This window comes from Niallia sp. Kr1 (assembly GCF_050389805.1).
Taxonomy (GTDB): Bacteria; Bacillota; Bacilli; order Bacillales; family Cytobacillaceae; genus Bacillus_BD.
Genome location: NZ_CP130945.1, coordinates 625001 through 642276, shown reverse-complemented (window position 1 = coordinate 642276; position 17276 = coordinate 625001). Strand labels below are relative to the sequence as shown.

The 17276-nt window shown below is 40.1% G+C and carries 15 protein-coding genes, 26 tRNA genes and 2 rRNA genes (1 of these 43 cut by a window edge); 2 read left to right on the top strand and 41 right to left on the bottom strand.

From position 1 onward, the window contains the following. Positions 1 to 55: 55 nt before the first annotated feature. From Q5760_RS03295 to Q5760_RS03255, 9 genes are all read right to left on the bottom strand, one after another. Positions 56 to 355: a hypothetical protein gene (locus Q5760_RS03295; protein WP_428910825.1), complete on the bottom strand. Its 300-nt coding sequence runs from the start codon at positions 353 to 355 to the stop codon at positions 56 to 58. 45 nt (positions 356 to 400) lie between these two features. Next, on the bottom strand, positions 401 to 1267 hold the full coding sequence (locus Q5760_RS03290; protein WP_428910824.1) for an HD domain-containing protein: 867 nt from the start codon (positions 1265 to 1267) through the stop codon (positions 401 to 403). 127 nt (positions 1268 to 1394) lie between these two features. Continuing rightward, complete coding sequence (locus tag Q5760_RS03285) at positions 1395 to 1868, bottom strand: DUF4825 domain-containing protein (RefSeq protein ID WP_428912482.1); 474 nt, start codon at positions 1866 to 1868, stop codon at positions 1395 to 1397. Positions 1869 to 1994: 126 nt separating this feature from the next. Next, positions 1995 to 2168, bottom strand: coding sequence for a hypothetical protein (locus Q5760_RS03280; RefSeq protein ID WP_428910823.1), 174 nt, complete (start codon positions 2166 to 2168; stop codon positions 1995 to 1997). 54 nt (positions 2169 to 2222) lie between these two features. Then, on the bottom strand, positions 2223 to 2726 hold the full coding sequence (locus tag Q5760_RS03275; RefSeq protein WP_428910822.1) for an N-acetyltransferase family protein: 504 nt from the start codon (positions 2724 to 2726) through the stop codon (positions 2223 to 2225). A gap of 217 nt (positions 2727 to 2943) precedes the next feature. After that, positions 2944 to 3735 carry an ABC transporter permease gene (locus Q5760_RS03270; RefSeq protein ID WP_428910821.1) on the bottom strand — a complete coding sequence of 264 codons (792 nt, stop codon included), beginning with the start codon at positions 3733 to 3735 and terminating at the stop codon, positions 2944 to 2946. Further along, a complete protein-coding gene (locus Q5760_RS03265; RefSeq protein ID WP_428910820.1) occupies positions 3736 to 4521 on the bottom strand; it encodes an ABC transporter ATP-binding protein in 786 nt (261 codons plus the stop codon). A 7-nt stretch (positions 4522 to 4528) separates the two neighbouring features. After that, entirely contained in the window at positions 4529 to 5572 is a 1044-nt protein-coding gene (locus tag Q5760_RS03260) for an ABC transporter substrate-binding protein (RefSeq protein WP_428910819.1), read from the bottom strand. 213 nt (positions 5573 to 5785) lie between these two features. Then, positions 5786 to 6538 (bottom strand): Rossmann-like domain-containing protein, encoded by a 753-nt coding sequence (locus tag Q5760_RS03255; RefSeq protein ID WP_428910818.1) that lies wholly within the window; start codon positions 6536 to 6538, stop codon positions 5786 to 5788. Between the two features lie 249 nt (positions 6539 to 6787). Here Q5760_RS03255 and Q5760_RS03250 point away from each other — a divergent pair, with 249 nt between their 5' ends. Together Q5760_RS03250 and Q5760_RS03245 are read left to right on the top strand one after the other, a co-directional pair. After that, complete coding sequence (locus Q5760_RS03250) at positions 6788 to 7090, top strand: iron-sulfur cluster biosynthesis family protein (protein ID WP_428910817.1); 303 nt, start codon at positions 6788 to 6790, stop codon at positions 7088 to 7090. A 362-nt stretch (positions 7091 to 7452) separates the two neighbouring features. Next, a complete protein-coding gene (locus Q5760_RS03245; RefSeq protein ID WP_428910816.1) occupies positions 7453 to 8751 on the top strand; it encodes a DUF3994 domain-containing protein in 1299 nt (432 codons plus the stop codon). A gap of 296 nt (positions 8752 to 9047) precedes the next feature. Here the strand turns inward: Q5760_RS03245 and Q5760_RS03240 are convergent, their stop codons facing one another. The 32 genes from Q5760_RS03240 to Q5760_RS03085 all read right to left on the bottom strand — a co-directional run. Then, the gene (locus Q5760_RS03240) at positions 9048 to 9902 is read right to left on the bottom strand and encodes an ABC transporter permease (RefSeq protein ID WP_428910815.1); all 855 of its coding nucleotides are present in this window, start codon (positions 9900 to 9902) and stop codon (positions 9048 to 9050) included. Then, positions 9899 to 10813: an ATP-binding cassette domain-containing protein gene (locus Q5760_RS03235; RefSeq protein ID WP_428910814.1), complete on the bottom strand. Its 915-nt coding sequence runs from the start codon at positions 10811 to 10813 to the stop codon at positions 9899 to 9901. The genes Q5760_RS03240 and Q5760_RS03235 overlap by 4 nt, the downstream gene beginning before the upstream one ends. Positions 10814 to 11054: 241 nt before the next feature. Further along, positions 11055 to 11876 carry a conserved phage C-terminal domain-containing protein gene (locus Q5760_RS03230; RefSeq protein ID WP_428910813.1) on the bottom strand — a complete coding sequence of 274 codons (822 nt, stop codon included), beginning with the start codon at positions 11874 to 11876 and terminating at the stop codon, positions 11055 to 11057. A gap of 16 nt (positions 11877 to 11892) precedes the next feature. After that, positions 11893 to 12261: a hypothetical protein gene (locus Q5760_RS03225; RefSeq protein ID WP_428910812.1), complete on the bottom strand. Its 369-nt coding sequence runs from the start codon at positions 12259 to 12261 to the stop codon at positions 11893 to 11895. Positions 12262 to 12799: 538 nt separating this feature from the next. Further along, positions 12800 to 12873: transfer RNA gene (locus Q5760_RS03220), tRNA-Arg, on the bottom strand. 18 nt (positions 12874 to 12891) lie between these two features. After that, a tRNA-Ser gene (locus Q5760_RS03215) sits at positions 12892 to 12982 on the bottom strand. A gap of 12 nt (positions 12983 to 12994) precedes the next feature. After that, a tRNA-Asn gene (locus tag Q5760_RS03210) sits at positions 12995 to 13069 on the bottom strand. 15 nt (positions 13070 to 13084) lie between these two features. Further along, a tRNA-Ile gene (locus Q5760_RS03205) sits at positions 13085 to 13161 on the bottom strand. An 11-nt stretch (positions 13162 to 13172) separates the two neighbouring features. Then, positions 13173 to 13246, bottom strand: a tRNA-Gly gene (locus tag Q5760_RS03200). Between the two features lie 25 nt (positions 13247 to 13271). Further along, positions 13272 to 13343: transfer RNA gene (locus tag Q5760_RS03195), tRNA-Cys, on the bottom strand. 5 nt (positions 13344 to 13348) lie between these two features. Next, a tRNA-Gln gene (locus tag Q5760_RS03190) sits at positions 13349 to 13420 on the bottom strand. 11 nt (positions 13421 to 13431) lie between these two features. Continuing rightward, a tRNA-His gene (locus Q5760_RS03185) sits at positions 13432 to 13507 on the bottom strand. An 18-nt stretch (positions 13508 to 13525) separates the two neighbouring features. Then, positions 13526 to 13596 (bottom strand) — tRNA-Trp (locus tag Q5760_RS03180). 8 nt (positions 13597 to 13604) lie between these two features. Then, a tRNA-Tyr gene (locus Q5760_RS03175) sits at positions 13605 to 13688 on the bottom strand. Between the two features lie 31 nt (positions 13689 to 13719). Next, positions 13720 to 13795, bottom strand: a tRNA-Phe gene (locus Q5760_RS03170). A gap of 184 nt (positions 13796 to 13979) precedes the next feature. Beyond that, positions 13980 to 14056: transfer RNA gene (locus Q5760_RS03165), tRNA-Asp, on the bottom strand. A 3-nt stretch (positions 14057 to 14059) separates the two neighbouring features. After that, positions 14060 to 14133, bottom strand: a tRNA-Met gene (locus tag Q5760_RS03160). 21 nt (positions 14134 to 14154) lie between these two features. Then, positions 14155 to 14247: transfer RNA gene (locus Q5760_RS03155), tRNA-Ser, on the bottom strand. Between the two features lie 15 nt (positions 14248 to 14262). Further along, positions 14263 to 14336 (bottom strand) — tRNA-Ile (locus Q5760_RS03150). A 28-nt stretch (positions 14337 to 14364) separates the two neighbouring features. Continuing rightward, positions 14365 to 14438, bottom strand: a tRNA-Met gene (locus Q5760_RS03145). Between the two features lie 28 nt (positions 14439 to 14466). Then, a tRNA-Ala gene (locus tag Q5760_RS03140) sits at positions 14467 to 14539 on the bottom strand. A gap of 13 nt (positions 14540 to 14552) precedes the next feature. Next, positions 14553 to 14629 (bottom strand) — tRNA-Pro (locus tag Q5760_RS03135). 8 nt (positions 14630 to 14637) lie between these two features. Beyond that, positions 14638 to 14711, bottom strand: a tRNA-Arg gene (locus Q5760_RS03130). 14 nt (positions 14712 to 14725) lie between these two features. Next, a tRNA-Leu gene (locus tag Q5760_RS03125) sits at positions 14726 to 14814 on the bottom strand. Between the two features lie 10 nt (positions 14815 to 14824). Beyond that, a tRNA-Gly gene (locus tag Q5760_RS03120) sits at positions 14825 to 14896 on the bottom strand. A 133-nt stretch (positions 14897 to 15029) separates the two neighbouring features. Next, positions 15030 to 15114: transfer RNA gene (locus tag Q5760_RS03115), tRNA-Leu, on the bottom strand. Positions 15115 to 15118: 4 nt separating this feature from the next. Then, positions 15119 to 15194, bottom strand: a tRNA-Lys gene (locus Q5760_RS03110). A gap of 96 nt (positions 15195 to 15290) precedes the next feature. Continuing rightward, a tRNA-Thr gene (locus Q5760_RS03105) sits at positions 15291 to 15366 on the bottom strand. A gap of 4 nt (positions 15367 to 15370) precedes the next feature. Beyond that, positions 15371 to 15446 (bottom strand) — tRNA-Val (locus Q5760_RS03100). A gap of 44 nt (positions 15447 to 15490) precedes the next feature. Further along, positions 15491 to 15565 (bottom strand) — tRNA-Glu (locus Q5760_RS03095). Positions 15566 to 15627: 62 nt separating this feature from the next. Then, positions 15628 to 15743, bottom strand: a 5S ribosomal RNA gene (gene rrf / locus Q5760_RS03090). Positions 15744 to 15802: 59 nt separating this feature from the next. Then, a 23S ribosomal RNA gene (locus tag Q5760_RS03085) occupies positions 15803 to 17276 on the bottom strand (it continues 1463 nt past the right edge of the window).

The window sequence follows — 17276 nt, the reverse complement described above, 5'->3', positions numbered from 1 at the left end:
AGGGGCTGTCTCCTCCTCTGTTAATGCTATAGTGGATTAGGCTGCCCTCTACACATTACCCCCACCACATAGCTAAAACAAATATTGACCACCAAGAGGTAAGGAATCCTATGACAAAAGGGATTGAAAAAAGCAAACCGTATTTCTCCCATTTCACTCTTTTTTTCTTGTAGAGCAAATAGGTTAAGAAAAGAGAACTTAAAAAGAAAAATAAGCTTATAATCGTTAAAACCGTTAAGTATTGAATTGGCGGTATTTCAGGGGAATTTTCATTTAAAAAATAAGCGATATCTTGACCGTAAATTAGAATAGCTAAAATTAAACACCCAAGTATAACAGCCATACTTTTTCTCACGATTCTCTCCACCTAATATTTATTAAATCAATGACAATAGTAAATTTACAACAATGATAAGTTGTTCTTAACCTGTTTAAATAACTCTTGATCCGACCATTGCATTTTATGTTGAAATGCCATACAAAACGAAGTAAGAATGAATGGTCCTTCTGAATTTGATTGAAACTCGATTCCTCTTGATTGAAGTTCATTTAATTTTTCCGTGATACGCTCATCTTGATTCCGATATAGATTCTCCGCTTCCTCCATCAATTCCTCTGCAAAACGGTGTAATTGCTTAGATTCCAATCTTTCCTGTAAATCATGATCAACATGAAGATAAGCACACGAAAACAAAAAGGAAATCTCTTGTTCAGAAAGAATATCTAAAGTGCCAAAAACTCCTTTTACTTCCTCTTCCAATTCTAGTATTAAGTTGAACTCATTTTTTCTAGGTGATAGGCTTTTCACAATACTAGCGTAGTACCAGTGCTGATCCCGTTTACCGCGATTGAATCGTTGCCATATGGAATCCCCATGTAGATTAAGATCCGCTCGGATTGATCTCAAGTTATGTAATTTATCAGCGACAATGACCTGAATTTCTTCAATAGAAGCCTCTTTTAACTTATCAATGGTATGTTGTTTTCTTACTTCCCATGGCTGTCTTTTGTCAATTTCAGTGGCAGCTTGAACAAGAATTGCGATATGTACACCAAACGCTTCAATCAAATCGGTTAAAGTGGTTTCGGTGTCCTCAAGTGTATCGTGCAAGATCCCCGCAGCAATCACTTCTTCTGAACACTCCGCTTTTTGTAAAAGCATCCCAACCGCATAAGGGTGTGTGATATAAGGAATGTCCGTTCCTTTTCTAGCCTGGTTTTGGTGGGCTTTCGCCGCAAATCCAATAGCCTTTTCTATCAGTTCCATGAAAATCCCTCCTTTGAAACAGGGGGACGGTTCTCTTGTTTCAAAATTTTTTCCAGTTTAACCAAATGTACTCATTGTATAGATGCCATCTATGAAACACTTAGAACCGTCCCCCTGTTTCACCTTGTTACTTGAAAAACTCGTTTACTTTATTTTCGTCTTTTAAATATTCTTGCGTTAATTTTCTTAGTTCATCTTCACTCGTAAAATTACGCAACTCTTCCCCATACCAATTTTGTAGTTCTTCTTTTTTTAGCTTATATTCCTTGTGATCGAAACGAAATGTAACCCACTCTGCATTTTGAACCAAAGCAAATATAAAGCTTGCATTGTAAATAGCTGTTTCTTTATACGTTTTTTCAATTTCTTCCGCTTCTATACCTTCATAATTTATAATGATCCCATAAGGCTCGTCATTGGTTTCCAATTTAAAGCCTTTAACATATTCACCACTCGGCAATTGATTAATAATGCTCCCTATCGAACTATTATCACCAACAAACGAATCTTTAAATTCAAATAGATCTTCTTTTTCATTATTAAATTGACACCCGTTTAATAAAACTAAGAATAAAAATGAAAAGAAGAAGAGTTGAATCATCTTTCCCAATAATAATGCCTCCCCAAAAAGCAAAATCATTTGTATATACAGATACTCTTTGTATCAGAGCTTTGCATTCCAGAAACGTAGTATCCTTCCTATCCTTTTTTAGAAAAAAACAACAAACTATTCTGTTTTGGATTCATTCTTTTTCACTTTTAATATTTCCTTCAATGTCCTGTGGATATTATTTAAAGCTATTAATATAAACCCTAACATTAAAAATGTTACAAGTTCCTGCGTATAAATAGAAATAACTCCAATAATAAATATGTATAACGTATTCCATTTATCTTTCATCATGTTTCACCCAACCCTTCCTTTTACTTTAATGTGATGATTCATCCAAGATCATTATAAAAACAAAATCATAAAGTCTACATCATAATAAACATCGTGATCTACTCGTAATCCTTTCTTCTCTGTGCCAAAAACGGTAAATCCCAGTGTGGAATAAAGTTTTTTTGCTGGTTCATTCGTGGAAACTACCGCTAAATAGATTTGCTCGATTCCCTCAATACTTTTAGCTTTTCTTATAGCTTCTTCCATTAAAACCTTTCCAACACCTAAACTTCTTTTAGAAGAAGAAACATACATCGCTCCAATATGTGCACGATGACCTAATTTATATGGCTGATCCAAATATAACGTAATGATTCCAACGAGTTGATTCTCCTCAAAAGCACCATATGTAAAAGAACCATCTGATTGAAGTTGGTGCATAAATGTTTCGATAGAAAAGTCTTTCTCCTCCTCATAACTAGCAACAAATGATTCTGGACAATTTTGTAGAGATTCCAGTCTTATGATGCGATATTTCTCTGCGTCTTCTAATGAACGTAACCTTCTAATTTCCATTATCTTTCCCCTTAACTAATTAATCTCTTTGTTTATTTTACAATAAAATGATGACATATTGGTCAACATTAAAAAAACTACTACCTTCATGGGAAAGGAAATACGAAAAAATTGTTCAAAGGTTTCTCATCTACCTCTAATCTATGAACCTATCCGATCAATTTTAAAATAAAAAAATGCCTGATAACATTCATTTCTGATTGTTATCAGGCATTTTTTATTTCCATGGAAGAAGTTTTCTTTCAAGCCATAGTAATCCTTTGTTAAAAAGTAAGCCAAGAAGAGACAAGACGACAACGCCAACCATCAATTTGGTAGTCACCATTAGGTTTCCATAATGCAAGACTAATGCACCAATTCCTTTTTCTGCTGCAATCATTTCAGCTGAAACAAGGAGCAAAAGGGAAGTACCTGCAGATAATCTCAAGCCGGCAAAGATTGTTGGCAAAGCACCGGGCAGAATGACTTTTCGAATTACATTAAAATGATTCGAGCCAAATGTAACTGCTGCCTTTATTAGAATGGAATCAACATTTTTAACACCGGCATACGTGTTGATCACAACAGGAAAAAAGACCCCGAGTGCAATAATCGCAACCTTTGGCATTTCACCAATTCCAAACCATAAAATGATCAATGGTAATAAAGCAATTTTCGGAATGGGATAAATGGAATAAACAATCGGATTAAGAACAGCATCTGCCCATTTCGAAAATCCAAGAATTAATCCAATGATGATTCCAACAATAGCTCCAATGAAATAGCCACCCAAAATACGATAAAGACTCGCTAATAAATTTTGGTGAAGCTCTCCGCTTACAATCATTTCCCAGCCAGCTACTAAAATAGCTGTAGGTGCTGGCAGAAATAACGGAGGAACAATTTGTAATCTACAAACGATCTCCCATAATAGTAAGACTCCCACTATTCCTAATACAGAAGCATAGCGTGGAATCTTCTTATCAAGAAAATCCACTTTATTTTTAATCAAAGTTCTAGTTTCTTGCATCTAATACGCCTCCTTTAATGCTTCTTGTGCATCATGACGTATTAAATTCCAAATCTCATTGGAATATTGCTCAAATCTTTCACGATACTGCTCTTGATGTCGCTCCATTTTTGGTAAGTCAATCGTAATCACACTCTTGATTTGTCCAGGGTGTCTTGACAACACGATTACCCGGTCAGCTAAATAAACAGCTTCTTGAATGTTATGGGTCACATAAAGTGTACTTAATCGGGTCCGATCCCAAATTTGGAGTAGCTCTTCCTGCATCAGTGTCCGTGTTTGAGCATCCAAAGCTGAGAATGGTTCATCCATTAATAACAAATCTGGTTCCACCGACAGGGCTCTGGCGATTCCGGCACGCTGTTTCATTCCTCCTGATAACTGCTTAGGAAAAGCGTCCTCAAACCCTGTTAATCCAACCATATCAATATAATACTTGCCTTTTTCTTGGCATTCTTTTTTGCTAACCCCGTTTTCCTCTAACCCGTAAATGACATTTTCATAAACCGTTCGCCAAGGAAATAAGGCAATTTCCTGAAACACAACCCCTAATTTAGGTTCCTTTGCTGTTGCACCTTCAAAATACACTTGACCCGTACTAGGCGACAGTAAGCCGCCCACAATATTCAACAAGGTTGATTTTCCACATCCGCTGGGTCCTACAAGAACGACAAATTCTTCTTTCCCAATTGAAAAATTAATATCTTTTAAAGCCGTTACTTCGTTCTTTTTAGAATCAACAAAGGTTTTTCCAACATTTTCTACGACAATTCTCATGATGTCCATTCACTTCCTATTTTTTCAAAGCTTCCTCAAGAAATTCAGTATTCACAATTTCACTGCTATCAATCTTTTTATCTATTAATTTTTTCTCAGCATACCAATCAATCTGAGTTTGGATATCCTCTTCTAATAATCTTCCTTCTGGGTCAATATATGGAAGACCTTTTTCAATTAAGGCTGGCTCTTGGTCAGTGTATTTAGCGATTATATTGATGACTTCATCAAAATTTTCACCCTTTACCAATTCTCCGTTTTCTTTAGTCAGTACAGCCTCGTGATAATAGTTCACTGCTTTCTCATAAGCTTTCATAAAACGGACCGCTAAATCTTTATTTTCTGCAAATTTTGGTGAATAAAAGACTGCTGACGTTTGATAATCAATTTCTTCCCCAACTTGAGTAATGACTTTTCCATAGCCCTCTTCCACTGCAATCGAAATGTTTGGCTCATTCAATAGGACAGCATCTATTTGTTTACCTTTTAATGAATCCATCAGTCCTGGAATACTATTAAGCGGTACTAATTCAATATCGTCTAGAGTTAAGCCATGGTTTTCAAAAATTCGTCCCGCCATATAATGGAAAGTTGAGCCTGTTTGAGTGATCCCAATTCGCTTCCCTTTCAGCTCCTCTACTTTCGTAACGTCAGAATCATTCGCTACTAGTAAAGCTGTAGATGAATATCCTTCTTCTTCACGTCCTTTATCGGCTACGATCCAAAGTTGCTGTCCTCCTGCAACCATATTGTAAATGCTAGCCGTAATGCCGGTAGCCCCCACATCAACGCTTCCGCCAGCTGTTGCTACAGCAATCGGTTGAGCAGCCTCAAACCAGGTTGCTTCCGCATCAATATTTTCTTCTTCAAAAAAGCCTTTTTCTAAGGCAATGAATAACGGTGCCGAACTTGTTAACTTCAACATTCCGATATTGACGGAATCTTTCTCCGTGCTTTTTTCCTCTCCGTTAGATTGTTCATTCTCTTGATTTCCACAACCAGTTAAAATGAGACTGATTGTGATGAGAGTAATAAAAATAAGACCTGATAATTTTTTCATTTGAATCCCCCATCTATTTCTTTTTACAAGATTCTTCATTATAAAAACTATTTTAATAGACTGAATCTTTAACGTAATATAATTCGACACATTTTTTAGTACTCCTCCTTTTTTCCTGTAGAATTTTGAAATATACAAAAGAGGTCAATTCCCCGCTACATTAAATTTAGTAGAATGGGAAACTGACCTCTTTTTACTAAATTGAATCTATCCTCACAACCGTACAGAATATTTTTCAAAGTGAGCTTTCAATTTTGACATTCCGGCATTTAATGAAACTTTTCTAAAAATGTTCTCTCGATCATCTTTCTTCCAAACCCCGCCAGCGATAATGGTTACAGTTGTATCACGATAGGCGTTTGGATACATGGGTGTGGTTGGTCCAGTGATGATGATATCGCGAGCATTTTGACAATTGTTCAAAATTTGATCAATCGTTTGATTAATAAAAGCCGTTCCGCTAATGAACACAACATCACAGGTTGGAAGTAATTCAGCCTGTTTTTCGGATGGATAAACAAACTCCGCTTCCCCATTATCAAAGACATAAACTTGCCGAGCCTTTTCTTCAGCAACTTGAACTAAATGACGCATCCAGCCGATTACACCGACTGTATCACTCGGTTTCAAATCAACGTATGTTGAGGCTTCCACCCTTTTACCATTGCTTAAATCTTGTGAGTACGCACAAGCATTCATCGTCGCAATTCCCAACATTCGCTTTACCACATGTTCATGCGGGTTTAGTGCCCATTTTGCCATATCCGCAGCCTTCATATTTTTAATCAAGTCTGGATCAATCGCTACTGGATCTGACACTAAGACCTCTTCTAACAATACGAGCGTTGATCCAATTGCCCCATTATCTAGGGAAACAACGATAACCGTTAAGCCAATATACACTTCACCAATTTTTCGTTCTCGTAAAAAAGGCTCTGCTTCTGCGAAAACTCTATCGATTAACATCGTAACTCCTCCATTACAACATTCGACTTTTCTATGCTCATTTTAGCAAACTATGTGACGTACAGGCATCTCTTTGTCTGTTTGATCATGAACGTTCAACAGAATAGTGATTATCTTCGACACAATCCTATTATTTTATTATTTTCAAAAAACATGTTATATTTACTACAGGGGGTATATTACGACTGGAATTTTGCGATTCGGTCGGTCTATTCCGCTATATTTAAATAAAAAATGGGGGAATCTAGAGTGGAAATCACAGTTAGTGACATTGCTTTAGAAACAGTTAAAAAACTATTGGAAAAAGACAAAAATAAAAAAGGCATTTATGTATACTTAGCAGGTGTTGGTTGTGGGGGCGGTGGAACAGCTAGTTATTCACTCGCACCTGTAGACCAAGAAGATGGAGAAAATGTCGTAACCATCGAGGGAATTCCATTTATTTATGACAATTTAATGTTAAAGCATACAGACAAAATCTCAATTGACTATAAACCTTCTGCCTATGGCAACGAAATATGGCTTGAACAGTTTCGGGTAAAGGCAGTTTGAAACACGGGTTCTCGTGTTTCTTTTTTTGTGAAACACGGGGACGGTTCTTGGTGTTTCACTTTTTTTGCAAAATATGATTCTGACTGCTTTAGAAGCTTACTTGAAACACAAAATAACATTCAATGTTAAACTCTTACATCACAACTATCCCCATTTTCTCCAAGCATCCATATATTATTTTAGCAAGACAAATCTCACCACTCCCTACTAAAGTAGCGGTTCGCTCTTCCTATTTTCAAACATTCCCGCTCAATCTTATTGCTTTTACTAGAAAAGTTTAATAAATTAAAAGAGTTGGAATAAACTGACTCTTTTAATAATTACTAAGTTATACCTATTTAAAGAATTGGAGTGGGGATGGAATGATAGTAAAATGGGGGATGGGCTTAGCTATATCAATCGCTTTATTGGCCGGTTGTAACTCTGTAGTGGAACAAAAAACCACACAAGAGGTCCAGAATGAAGTAAAAGCAGAGCAATTATCTTTCGAGGAGTTCACAAAAGAAGCGGTGCGATTACGTTCTAAGTTCTCTACTTCTATCCAAGAGTTCGGAGAAATACGTCAAAATCAAGACATGGAACAAAAACAATGGCAAGAAACTTACTTAGGAAAAGTAGATGCTATTCGCGATGTTATCAAAGAATTTCGTACTATTGCTCCACCCGATGATAAAGAGCAAATTGGTCAAGAAATCAAAGTAGCCTTAGATGAATTTGACAAAGGGATGATCCTATATAAAGAGGCTATTCAAGAAGGAGACGCAAATAAGGACCGAAAAGCCTTAGATCATATGGCAAAAGGACAAGACTATTGGAATCACGCATTCGCATTACTATCTATCAATAATCCAATACCGGTTGAGGGCAGTGATGGCACGATTGACACACAGGATCTAAAGGACTTAGATCTAAATGCTGGAATTGATCGTGACAGCGTTCTGTTGAATGTAACTGAAGATGGAAAGGAATTAGTTGGCCAATGGGGATTCTTTAACGATGACGGAACACCGAATGTCAGCATTGTCTTAAGTGAAGATGGCAGCTATGAAGGATATGGAAACGGGGAATTTCCGAGTAAAGATAATGCATTAATTGGAACATGGGAATGGGATTACCTCAAAGGAGTGGTCACCTTCCACCATGAATATAAAAATCAGGACGGAGTAAAGGGAAAGGCAAACCGTGATCAAATGCCTATGGAACTCCAACGATATGACGAAAAAGGAATTCAATTATTTGATCTTGAAGCCCAAAAAACCTTTGTCTATGAAAAGGTAGATGGAAAGAAGGAATCATCTACAGCTACAAGTGAAGCTGATGAAAAAACTACCGCAACTAAGACCGAAAACGCAAAGATCTCTTTATCAGACCTCCATAACTTTTGGATGACTGATGGCGGAGCAACCACTTTAGATTTAAAAGAAGATGGAAATTTCATTATGAAATATAAAATGACGAATGATCCTGATCATCGCTACTTCAATGGAACGTATGAGCTGAAAGATTCCAATTTAGTTCTCCACGTAGATAAAGTAAATATCGATTTGATGAAAGAGGACAAGAATCACCCTCGAAAAGAATTTAATTTCCAAATTGAGTCATTTGATGGTAGCATACTCAAAGCATCCGAAAATGGGGATATTTGGGAGTGGGAAAAATAAACTTGGTTAAGCGGGAGGTAACAGTCCCGCTTTTTTTAGTTAGCTGTAGTATCGCTTCTACTCCTGTAGAGCCTTTTTTCACAAAGATAAAAGCCTCAGTAAAGCCACTCTCAACTTCCCCTATAAATCTCTACAATTCCACGTTAGCTTATAATCCTTACTCCTTCATTTGTTTACGCTAGTATTCGAGTTTATCCCCCTTCAATAAATGGGTCCAGGCATCATCCATTTCGGTGCACGGGACCTTTTTTGAAACTTTGCTCTAATGAAACAGTTAGACCCGTCCCCATGTTCGTTTATCTTTCCTTTTTTGAAATCTTCATTACGGATAGGATAAAGAAAATAACGATAAAGATCAAAATGTATAGGATGCTAGTTATTGGACTTAAAAGGGTATCACCGATTTGGAAGGAAACGCCTAAATTAATTCTAAAATCCTCCAATATCTCTGTTGATGCCCCAGCGAATGTTACTTTTTCTGCTTGTTCCATCATTATGTTTCGGAACAGCACAACTGCATGAGATGGGGGGAAAAGTTTAACAATCATTTGTACAAAATCAGGAAGATTTCCAATTGGGATATAAATACCGGTTAGAAATCCGATTAATGTTCCCACAATCGTACTTGCCGTTGTGAAAGCATTAATGCTCTTAAACCACGATACAATATAATACATCATAAGGCTGGATGCAGCTGTTGTAAAAATAATGAGTAAGATGACTTTGATTGCAGCTTCGATCGATAATAACTCTCCACCAAAGGCGACAATATACAATTCTGCGAAAATAAAAGTAATAAAGGTCAAGATTAAACTAATGCAAAAACCACTCAAAATATACCCGCTAGCCAAAGTGCTCCTTTTCAAAGGGGATGAAATAAAATCTTTATGGATATGATTTTTTTTATCCTCGACGATGGTGGCCATTGCTCCCAGGGATGTGGTCACAGGGGTGATCGCTAAAACACCTGCCATTATCCAGCTGTCCATTAAGAATCTGGCACCTTTTAAATCTTCCATACTCGTAACCATTAAATCTCCTAAAAATAAAACATAGAGTCCGATAATGATTAAAACCCCAAGAAGTGAAAAGAATACGCTGCTTTTTTGCCGAAAAAAGATCAACAAATTACGTTTTATTAAGTATCTCATTGTTGGATCTCCTTTCCTGTTATATTAATAAAAGCATCATCCATATTTCCTTCGATTACTTGAAAGCCTCTAATTTTATCCTTACAAGCCTCTAAAATTGGCAGTGCATCCATCGTCGAATGTAATTGTATGGTGATGGTATCTACCTTTTTTTCGAACGAATATCCATGATTTGTTAAAATCTCTGTGACTTCTTTCATTTGTGAAGTATGTATTATGATATGGTCGTTACTATACTGCTCTTTTAACTGGGCGGGGGTTCCTTTTGCGACAATCATCCCCTTTTCAATAACGACAACATAATCTGCCTTTGCAGCCTCTTCCATATAATGAGTAGTTAGGAAGATCGTCATATTTTTTTCCTTTTGTAACAGTTCAATTGCCTGCCAAACATCCTTTCTTGTATGTGGATCAAGTCCTGTTGTCGGTTCATCCAAGATAAGAATTTTTGGGGTGTTAACCAGCGCTCTTGCGATATCAGCTCTCCGTTTTTGACCGCCTGACAATTTTCCGTATGGTCGATCTAAATACTCGATTACACCGGTTTGTTGCGCTGCATCCTCAACAGCTGCCATTAGGTCCTTTTTGTTAGAATAGTAGAAGCTTCCTCTTGTAATTAAATTTTCTTTTACCGTCAAAAGATTGTCTAATACATGATCCTGAAAGACTGTCCCAAGGACCGAGCGAATTTTATCATCCTCTTTTCCCAAGCGATACCCATCAATCACAACCTCACCGCTATTTGGCTGCAGCAAAGTACCAATCATATCAATCGTTGTCGATTTACCAGCACCATTGGGACCTAAAAAGGCAAAAAACGATCCTTTTTCCACATAAAAATCAATGCCTTTTACTGCTTCTAATTCACCAAAGGACTTTTTTAGACCTGTTACTTCAATAATCTTATCCATATCACCATTCTCCTTAACCTTATTAGGTTACCCAATTTCATTTTTATTCAAGAAAATAAGGTCTCTTAAGTAGATCATACTGCTATATGCTAAAATTATCGATCTATTTTAAAAATATTTAGGAATCCTTTACAAACAAAAAGTACCGGTATTCATCCACTTTTTGGATGGGTACTGGTACCTTTTTATCAGTTTTAACTAGTTGAAACAGTAGAACCGTCCCCATGTATCAATTTCTTGTCTAGTCGTCAAGATTAAAATCCTCTTCTCTGTAGGTTTTCTTCCCGCTCTTTTGGTTTAGATAAGATTCAAATTTTGTTCCAAATAAGGTTTCTGGTCGCAAATACTTACTCCAAACTGGATCTATCCTCCACTCTTCGCTTTTGATTTCGATGACTTTTTTAAAATCCTCTAGTTGATAGGCTTCGTCAAGACGTGCTCGAATTAATTCCCTTGTTTTCTTTGAAGTCAGCTTATAATTAGAATTCGTTTTGTCATTCAAGTATGTAATGATTTCGGTGAAAGGTGAAGTATTCATTTTATTCTCTGAGTTAGTCTCTGAAATAATCTCTGGTAATGGTTGTTGCAAACTGTCTGACTCAGTTAGACAGTCAGTCTGTTGTGCCACGTCCATTAGTCCTGTTGCATCTACCGTATTGTCTATCTTGATTGTACAAATTGCCTCATCCAGTTCGGCAATTTGTCCTTTAGAAGATGACAGATTTTCTTCAACATGTTCATCTAATTCTGCTAATTTAGCATAATTGATGGTGTACCATTTTGTTTTATCTTGTTTGGATCGATTGTAGTTTGCTGATTGTAAATAGCCCTGTTCCTCTAGGGAACGGATGGTTCGTTCAATCGTCTTCCCTGACCAAAACACAAACTGTTCTTCCCACTTTTTATATGAATTATAGATCCACTTTCTCCCATCAATGGTATGTTTACTCGATACGAGCCAATAATGAAATTGCTGGATCACAATTGCTTGATTTAAGCCAATTTTCTTAGCTAGAGAAGGGAGAATAATCATAGGGTTATCTTCGATTAACAATTTACTCATTGCACATTCCTCCTAGTCATTTGCTTGAAAAAGGTTGAAAGATATAGAGATTACAAGGAATCAAACCATCCACACTTACCTTTGGATATATCTTTAGCAGCCCCACGGATTTCGCTTTCGTTAGCATTCTTAAAAACGTTCTACTTGAAATCCCTCTACATTCAATGGAAGTTTGAATCCCTTGCAACAGTTGGGGAACCGTGATGTACGTGATACCAGGATAAAGGGATACTCTTATTAGTTGATTCAAGCCCAACAGCTCAGTATTTGTAAACTTCTGTTTATACGTCTGTAACCACCTCTCCATATGCTCCTGATATTCCTCCTCTGTTTGAAACAGGGACATTCGCTTTAATTGATTTGATGTGTAAGTAGAATAACTCATATCTGGATGAACATCTCCTTTTTTATAATCTTGAACTAACCAATTCTTCTAACAGGGCTCGTCACCATCTCAAGGTCTCCTTCCACTATTGTTATATCTACTTAACTTCAAATATGGCACTGTAAAAAATAAGGCAATATGGTGAACTTGGATATGAAATTTTTTTATTATCTCTTAAAACTTAGAAGTTCTTTTAAAGTTTGGTTAAGTTAAACATACAGGCATAAAGAATTTTATTCGAATACATAAAAATTGAATTCATCGTTCAATTGATAATATGAATGGTGGAATTATACAAATTGAGGCTGTATTTGGGGGAAATTGCAGGAGAATTTCAAGAAATTGAAATGACTTTATAAACTACTATAAAATCTATTAAAGAATTATCAGTAATGAAAAAGCTAGGACTCATTTTTACCAAAAGTATTAGCTTTATCTATTATTACGGGGAGAGGGAACTTACCTTTTTCTTTGCTAGATCATCAGCAAAGCACGTAAATAAAAAACTCATTCTTTAATAAAGAATGAGTTTGATTTACGCGCCTTAGAGGATTCGAACCTCTGACCGTACGCTTAGAAGGCGTATGCTCTATCCAGCTGAGCTAAAGGCGCATTTATACAGTTTATATATGGCGGAGAAGGAGGGATTTGAACCCTCGCGCCGGTTACCCGACCTACACCCTTAGCAGGGGCGCCTCTTCAGCCACTTGAGTACTTCCCCAAAAAATAAAAATGGCTCCGCAGGTAGGATTCGAACCTACGACCGATCGGTTAACAGCCGATTGCTCTACCACTGAGCTACTGCGGAACAAGATGAATATAATGGTGGGCCTAAATGGACTCGAACCATCGACCTCACGCTTATCAGGCGTGCGCTCTAACCAGCTGAGCTATAGGCCCATTATTTTATATGGAGCGGGTGATGGGAATCGAACCCACGACAACAGCTTGGAAGGCTGTAGTTTTACCACTAAACTACACCCGCATATATGATTTATAATTTCGTCCAAAGGCGGCAACCGGATTCGAACCGGTGAATAAAGGTTTTGCAGACCTTGGCCTTACCACTTGGCTATGCCGCCAAAAACTGGGCTAGCAGGATTCGAACCTACGAATGACGGAGTCAAAGTCCGTTGCCTTACCGCTTGGCTATAGCCCAAAAACCTTAAATGGGGCGGCTGATGGGAATCGAACCCACGAATGTCGGAACCACAATCCGATGCGTTAACCACTTCGCCACAACCGCCATTATGATATTTTAGAACAGGGGTAGTAGGAATTGAACCCACACCAAAGGTTTTGGAGACCTTCGTTCTACCTTTAAACTATACCCCTATTATGTATGGTGGAGGGGGACGGATTCGAACCGCCGAACCCGAAGGAGCGGATTTACAGTCCGCCGCGTTTAGCCACTTCGCTACCCCTCCAAATTTATAGGGACATAAGGGATTTCAATTATGGTGGCTCAGGACGGAATCGAACCGCCGACACATGGATTTTCAGTCCATTGCTCTACCGACTGAGCTACTGAGCCGTATAAAATAGCACTTCCTAAATTTAACTGGTGGTCGATCTTGTGCTTCAAAAGCCTTTGACTTTTGTTGCAAAACGAATCCCCTACGGGACGATTCGTTTCTCTACCGACTGAGCTACTAAGCCACAAATATATTTAAACAGTAGTGATCCATGGTATCCTACTGGAAAACAAAAAATATAAATGGCGGTCCGGACGGGACTCGAACCCGCGACCTCCTGCGTGACAGGCAGGCATTCTAACCAACTGAACTACCGGACCAGATTGCGGGGACAGGATTTGAACCTGCGACCTCCGGGTTATGAGCCCGACGAGCTACCGGACTGCTCTACCCCGCGATAATAGTATTTATATTTAAATGGCGGAGGAAGAGGGATTCGAACCCCCGCGCGGTTTAACCCGCCTGTCGGTTTTCAAGACCGATCCCTTCAGCCAGACTTGGGTATTCCTCCATTTATATATAAAGATGGATCTTGTAGGACTCGAACCTACGACCGGACGGTTATGAGCCGTCTGCTCTAACCAGCTGAGCTAAAGATCCTTAGATTCTAACCTATTTAAAAATCTAATAGCGGCGATAGGGATCGAACCTACGACCTTTCGGGTATGAACCGAATGCTCTAGCCAGCTGAGCTACACCGCCATAATTGAAAATATTTTTTTAAAGTAAGTGGAGACTAGCGGGATCGAACCGCTGACCTCCTGCGTGCAAAGCAGGCGCTCTCCCAGCTGAGCTAAGCCCCCATTATTATAATCCTGGTCGGGAAGACAGGATTCGAACCTGCGACCCCTTGGTCCCAAACCAAGTGCTCTACCAAGCTGAGCTACTTCCCGTAAATAAGCGCGCCCGAAAGGAGTCGAACCCATAACCTTCTGATCCGTAGTCAGACGCTCTATCCAATTGAGCTACGGGCGCATTGTTAAATTAGATGGTGCCGAGGACCGGAATCGAACCGGTACGGTAGTCACCTACCGCAGGATTTTAAGTCCTGTGCGTCTGCCAGTTCCGCCACCCCGGCATTATTCAAGAGCGGAAGACGGGATTCGAACCCGCGACCCCCACCTTGGCAAGGTGGTGTTCTACCACTGAACTACTTCCGCCTATTAAAATTTAAAAGTATTTCTGAATATATTATGTGGTCCTGTGCTCTAAAATCCTACGGCTTTTATCGCAGATTGAGACTCTTCGAGTCGTTCAATCTTCTACCACTGAACTACTTCCGCATTTTAGAATTGGTGCGGGTGAAGGGAGTCGAACCCCCACGCCTTGCGGCGCTAGATCCTAAGTCTAGTGCGTCTGCCAATTCCGCCACACCCGCAAAATGGTGAGCCATGCAGGATTCGAACCTGCGACCCTCTGATTAAAAGTCAGATGCTCTACCAACTGAGCTAATGGCTCATATTAAAATATCTTCCTAAAATAAGCTCATGGTCCTGTGCTGCAAAAGCCTTTGGCTTTTGTCGCATGTTTCATCCTCTTCAGGACGATGAAACATGGTGCCGGCCAGAGGACTTGAACCCCCAACCTACTGATTACAAGTCAGTTGCTCTACCAATTGAGCTAGGCCGGCAATATGGTGGAGGATGACGGGCTCGAACCGCCGACCCTCTGCTTGTAAGGCAGATGCTCTCCCAGCTGAGCTAATCCTCCGACGTACAGGATGTCGCGCACTTAGCAGACCTTCCTTTTAAAAATGGTGACCCGTACGGGATTCGAACCCGTGTTACCGCCGTGAAAGGGCGGTGTCTTAACCGCTTGACCAACGGGCCATAGTTACCTAAGTTTGTCCATTAGACAAAAATAAAGCCCCTAATATTTCTAAAAGGGGCTAGCCTGGCAACGTCCTACTCTCACAGGGGCAAAGCCCCAACTACCATCGGCGCTGAGAAGCTTAACTTCCGTGTTCGGGATGGGAACGGGTGTGACCTTCTCGCCATTGTTACCAGACTATTTTATTGAAGGTTTGTTCCTTCAAAACTAGATAATGCTGACATTCATCATGAATTGTGGTTAAGTCCTCGACCGATTAGTATTTGTCAGCTCCACATGTCACCATGCTTCCACCTCAAACCTATCAACCTGATCATCTTTCAGGGGTCTTACTAGTTTAACACTATGGGAAATCTCATCTTGAGGGGGGCTTCATGCTTAGATGCTTTCAGCACTTATCCCTTCCGCACATAGCTACCCAGCGATGCTCTTGGCAGAACAACTGGTACACCAGCGGTGCGTCCATCCCGGTCCTCTCGTACTAAGGACAGCTCCTCTCAAATTTCCTACGCCCACGACGGATAGGGACCGAACTGTCTCACGACGTTCTGAACCCAGCTCGCGTACCGCTTTAATGGGCGAACAGCCCAACCCTTGGGACCGACTACAGCCCCAGGATGCGATGAGCCGACATCGAGGTGCCAAACCTCCCCGTCGATGTGGACTCTTGGGGGAGATAAGCCTGTTATCCCCGGGGTAGCTTTTATCCGTTGAGCGATGGCCCTTCCATGCGGAACCACCGGATCACTAAGCCCGACTTTCGTCCCTGCTCGACTTGTAGGTCTCGCAGTCAAGCTCCCTTGTGCCTTTACACTCTACGAATGATTTCCAACCATTCTGAGGGAACCTTTGGGCGCCTCCGTTACTCTTTAGGAGGCGACCGCCCCAGTCAAACTGCCCACCTGACACTGTCTCCCAGCCCGATAAGGGCTGCGGGTTAGAATGTCAATACAGCCAGGGTAGTATCCCACCGATGCCTCCACCGAAGCTGGCGCTCCGGCTTCCAAGGCTCCTACCTATCCTGTACAAGCTGTACCAAAATTCAATATCAGGCTACAGTAAAGCTCCACGGGGTCTTTCCGTCCTGTCGCGGGTAACCTGCATCTTCACAGGTACTATAATTTCACCGAGTCTCTCGTTGAGACAGTGCCCAGATCGTTACGCCTTTCGTGCGGGTCGGAACTTACCCGACAAGGAATTTCGCTACCTTAGGACCGTTATAGTTACGGCCGCCGTTTACTGGGGCTTCAATTCAAAGCTTCGCCTTGCGGCTAACCTCTCCTCTTAACCTTCCAGCACCGGGCAGGCGTCAGCCCCTATACTTCGCCTTGCGGCTTCGCAGAGACCTGTGTTTTTGCTAAACAGTCGCCTGGGCCTATTCACTGCGGCTTCTCAGGGCTTTAACACCCTAAAAAGCACCCCTTCTCCCGAAGTTACGGGGTCATTTTGCCGAGTTCCTTAACGAGAGTTCTCTCGCTCACCTTAGGATTCTCTCCTTGACTACCTGTGTCGGTTTGCGGTACGGGCACCTGCTTCCTCGCTAGAGGCTTTTCTTGGCAGTGTGGAATCAGGAACTTCGGTACTATATTTCCCTCGCCATCACAGCTCAGCCTTCACGTCAACGGGATTTGCCTCATTGACAGCCTAACTGCTTGGACGCGCATATCCAACAGCGCGCTTACCCTATCCTCCTGCGTCCCCCCATCACTC

Bases quoted from the DNA above. Each gene is read 5' to 3' on its own strand.
- Q5760_RS03290 (WP_428910824.1), bottom strand. From the start codon at position 1,267: ATGGAACTGATAGAAAAGGCTATTGGATTTGCGGCGAAAGCCCACCAA.
- Q5760_RS03285 (WP_428912482.1), bottom strand. From the start codon at position 1,868: ATGATTCAACTCTTCTTCTTTTCATTTTTATTCTTAGTTTTATTAAAC.
- Q5760_RS03280 (WP_428910823.1), bottom strand. From the start codon at position 2,168: ATGAAAGATAAATGGAATACGTTATACATATTTATTATTGGAGTTATT.
- Q5760_RS03275 (WP_428910822.1), bottom strand. From the start codon at position 2,726: ATGGAAATTAGAAGGTTACGTTCATTAGAAGACGCAGAGAAATATCGC.
- Q5760_RS03270 (WP_428910821.1), bottom strand. From the start codon at position 3,735: ATGCAAGAAACTAGAACTTTGATTAAAAATAAAGTGGATTTTCTTGAT.
- Q5760_RS03265 (WP_428910820.1), bottom strand. From the start codon at position 4,521: ATGGACATCATGAGAATTGTCGTAGAAAATGTTGGAAAAACCTTTGTT.
- Q5760_RS03260 (WP_428910819.1), bottom strand. From the start codon at position 5,572: ATGAAAAAATTATCAGGTCTTATTTTTATTACTCTCATCACAATCAGT.
- Q5760_RS03255 (WP_428910818.1), bottom strand. From the start codon at position 6,538: ATGTTAATCGATAGAGTTTTCGCAGAAGCAGAGCCTTTTTTACGAGAA.
- Q5760_RS03245 (WP_428910816.1), top strand. From the start codon at position 7,453: ATGATAGTAAAATGGGGGATGGGCTTAGCTATATCAATCGCTTTATTG.
- Q5760_RS03240 (WP_428910815.1), bottom strand. From the start codon at position 9,902: ATGAGATACTTAATAAAACGTAATTTGTTGATCTTTTTTCGGCAAAAA.
- Q5760_RS03235 (WP_428910814.1), bottom strand. From the start codon at position 10,813: ATGGATAAGATTATTGAAGTAACAGGTCTAAAAAAGTCCTTTGGTGAA.
- Q5760_RS03230 (WP_428910813.1), bottom strand. From the start codon at position 11,876: ATGAGTAAATTGTTAATCGAAGATAACCCTATGATTATTCTCCCTTCT.
- Q5760_RS03225 (WP_428910812.1), bottom strand. From the start codon at position 12,261: ATGAGTTATTCTACTTACACATCAAATCAATTAAAGCGAATGTCCCTG.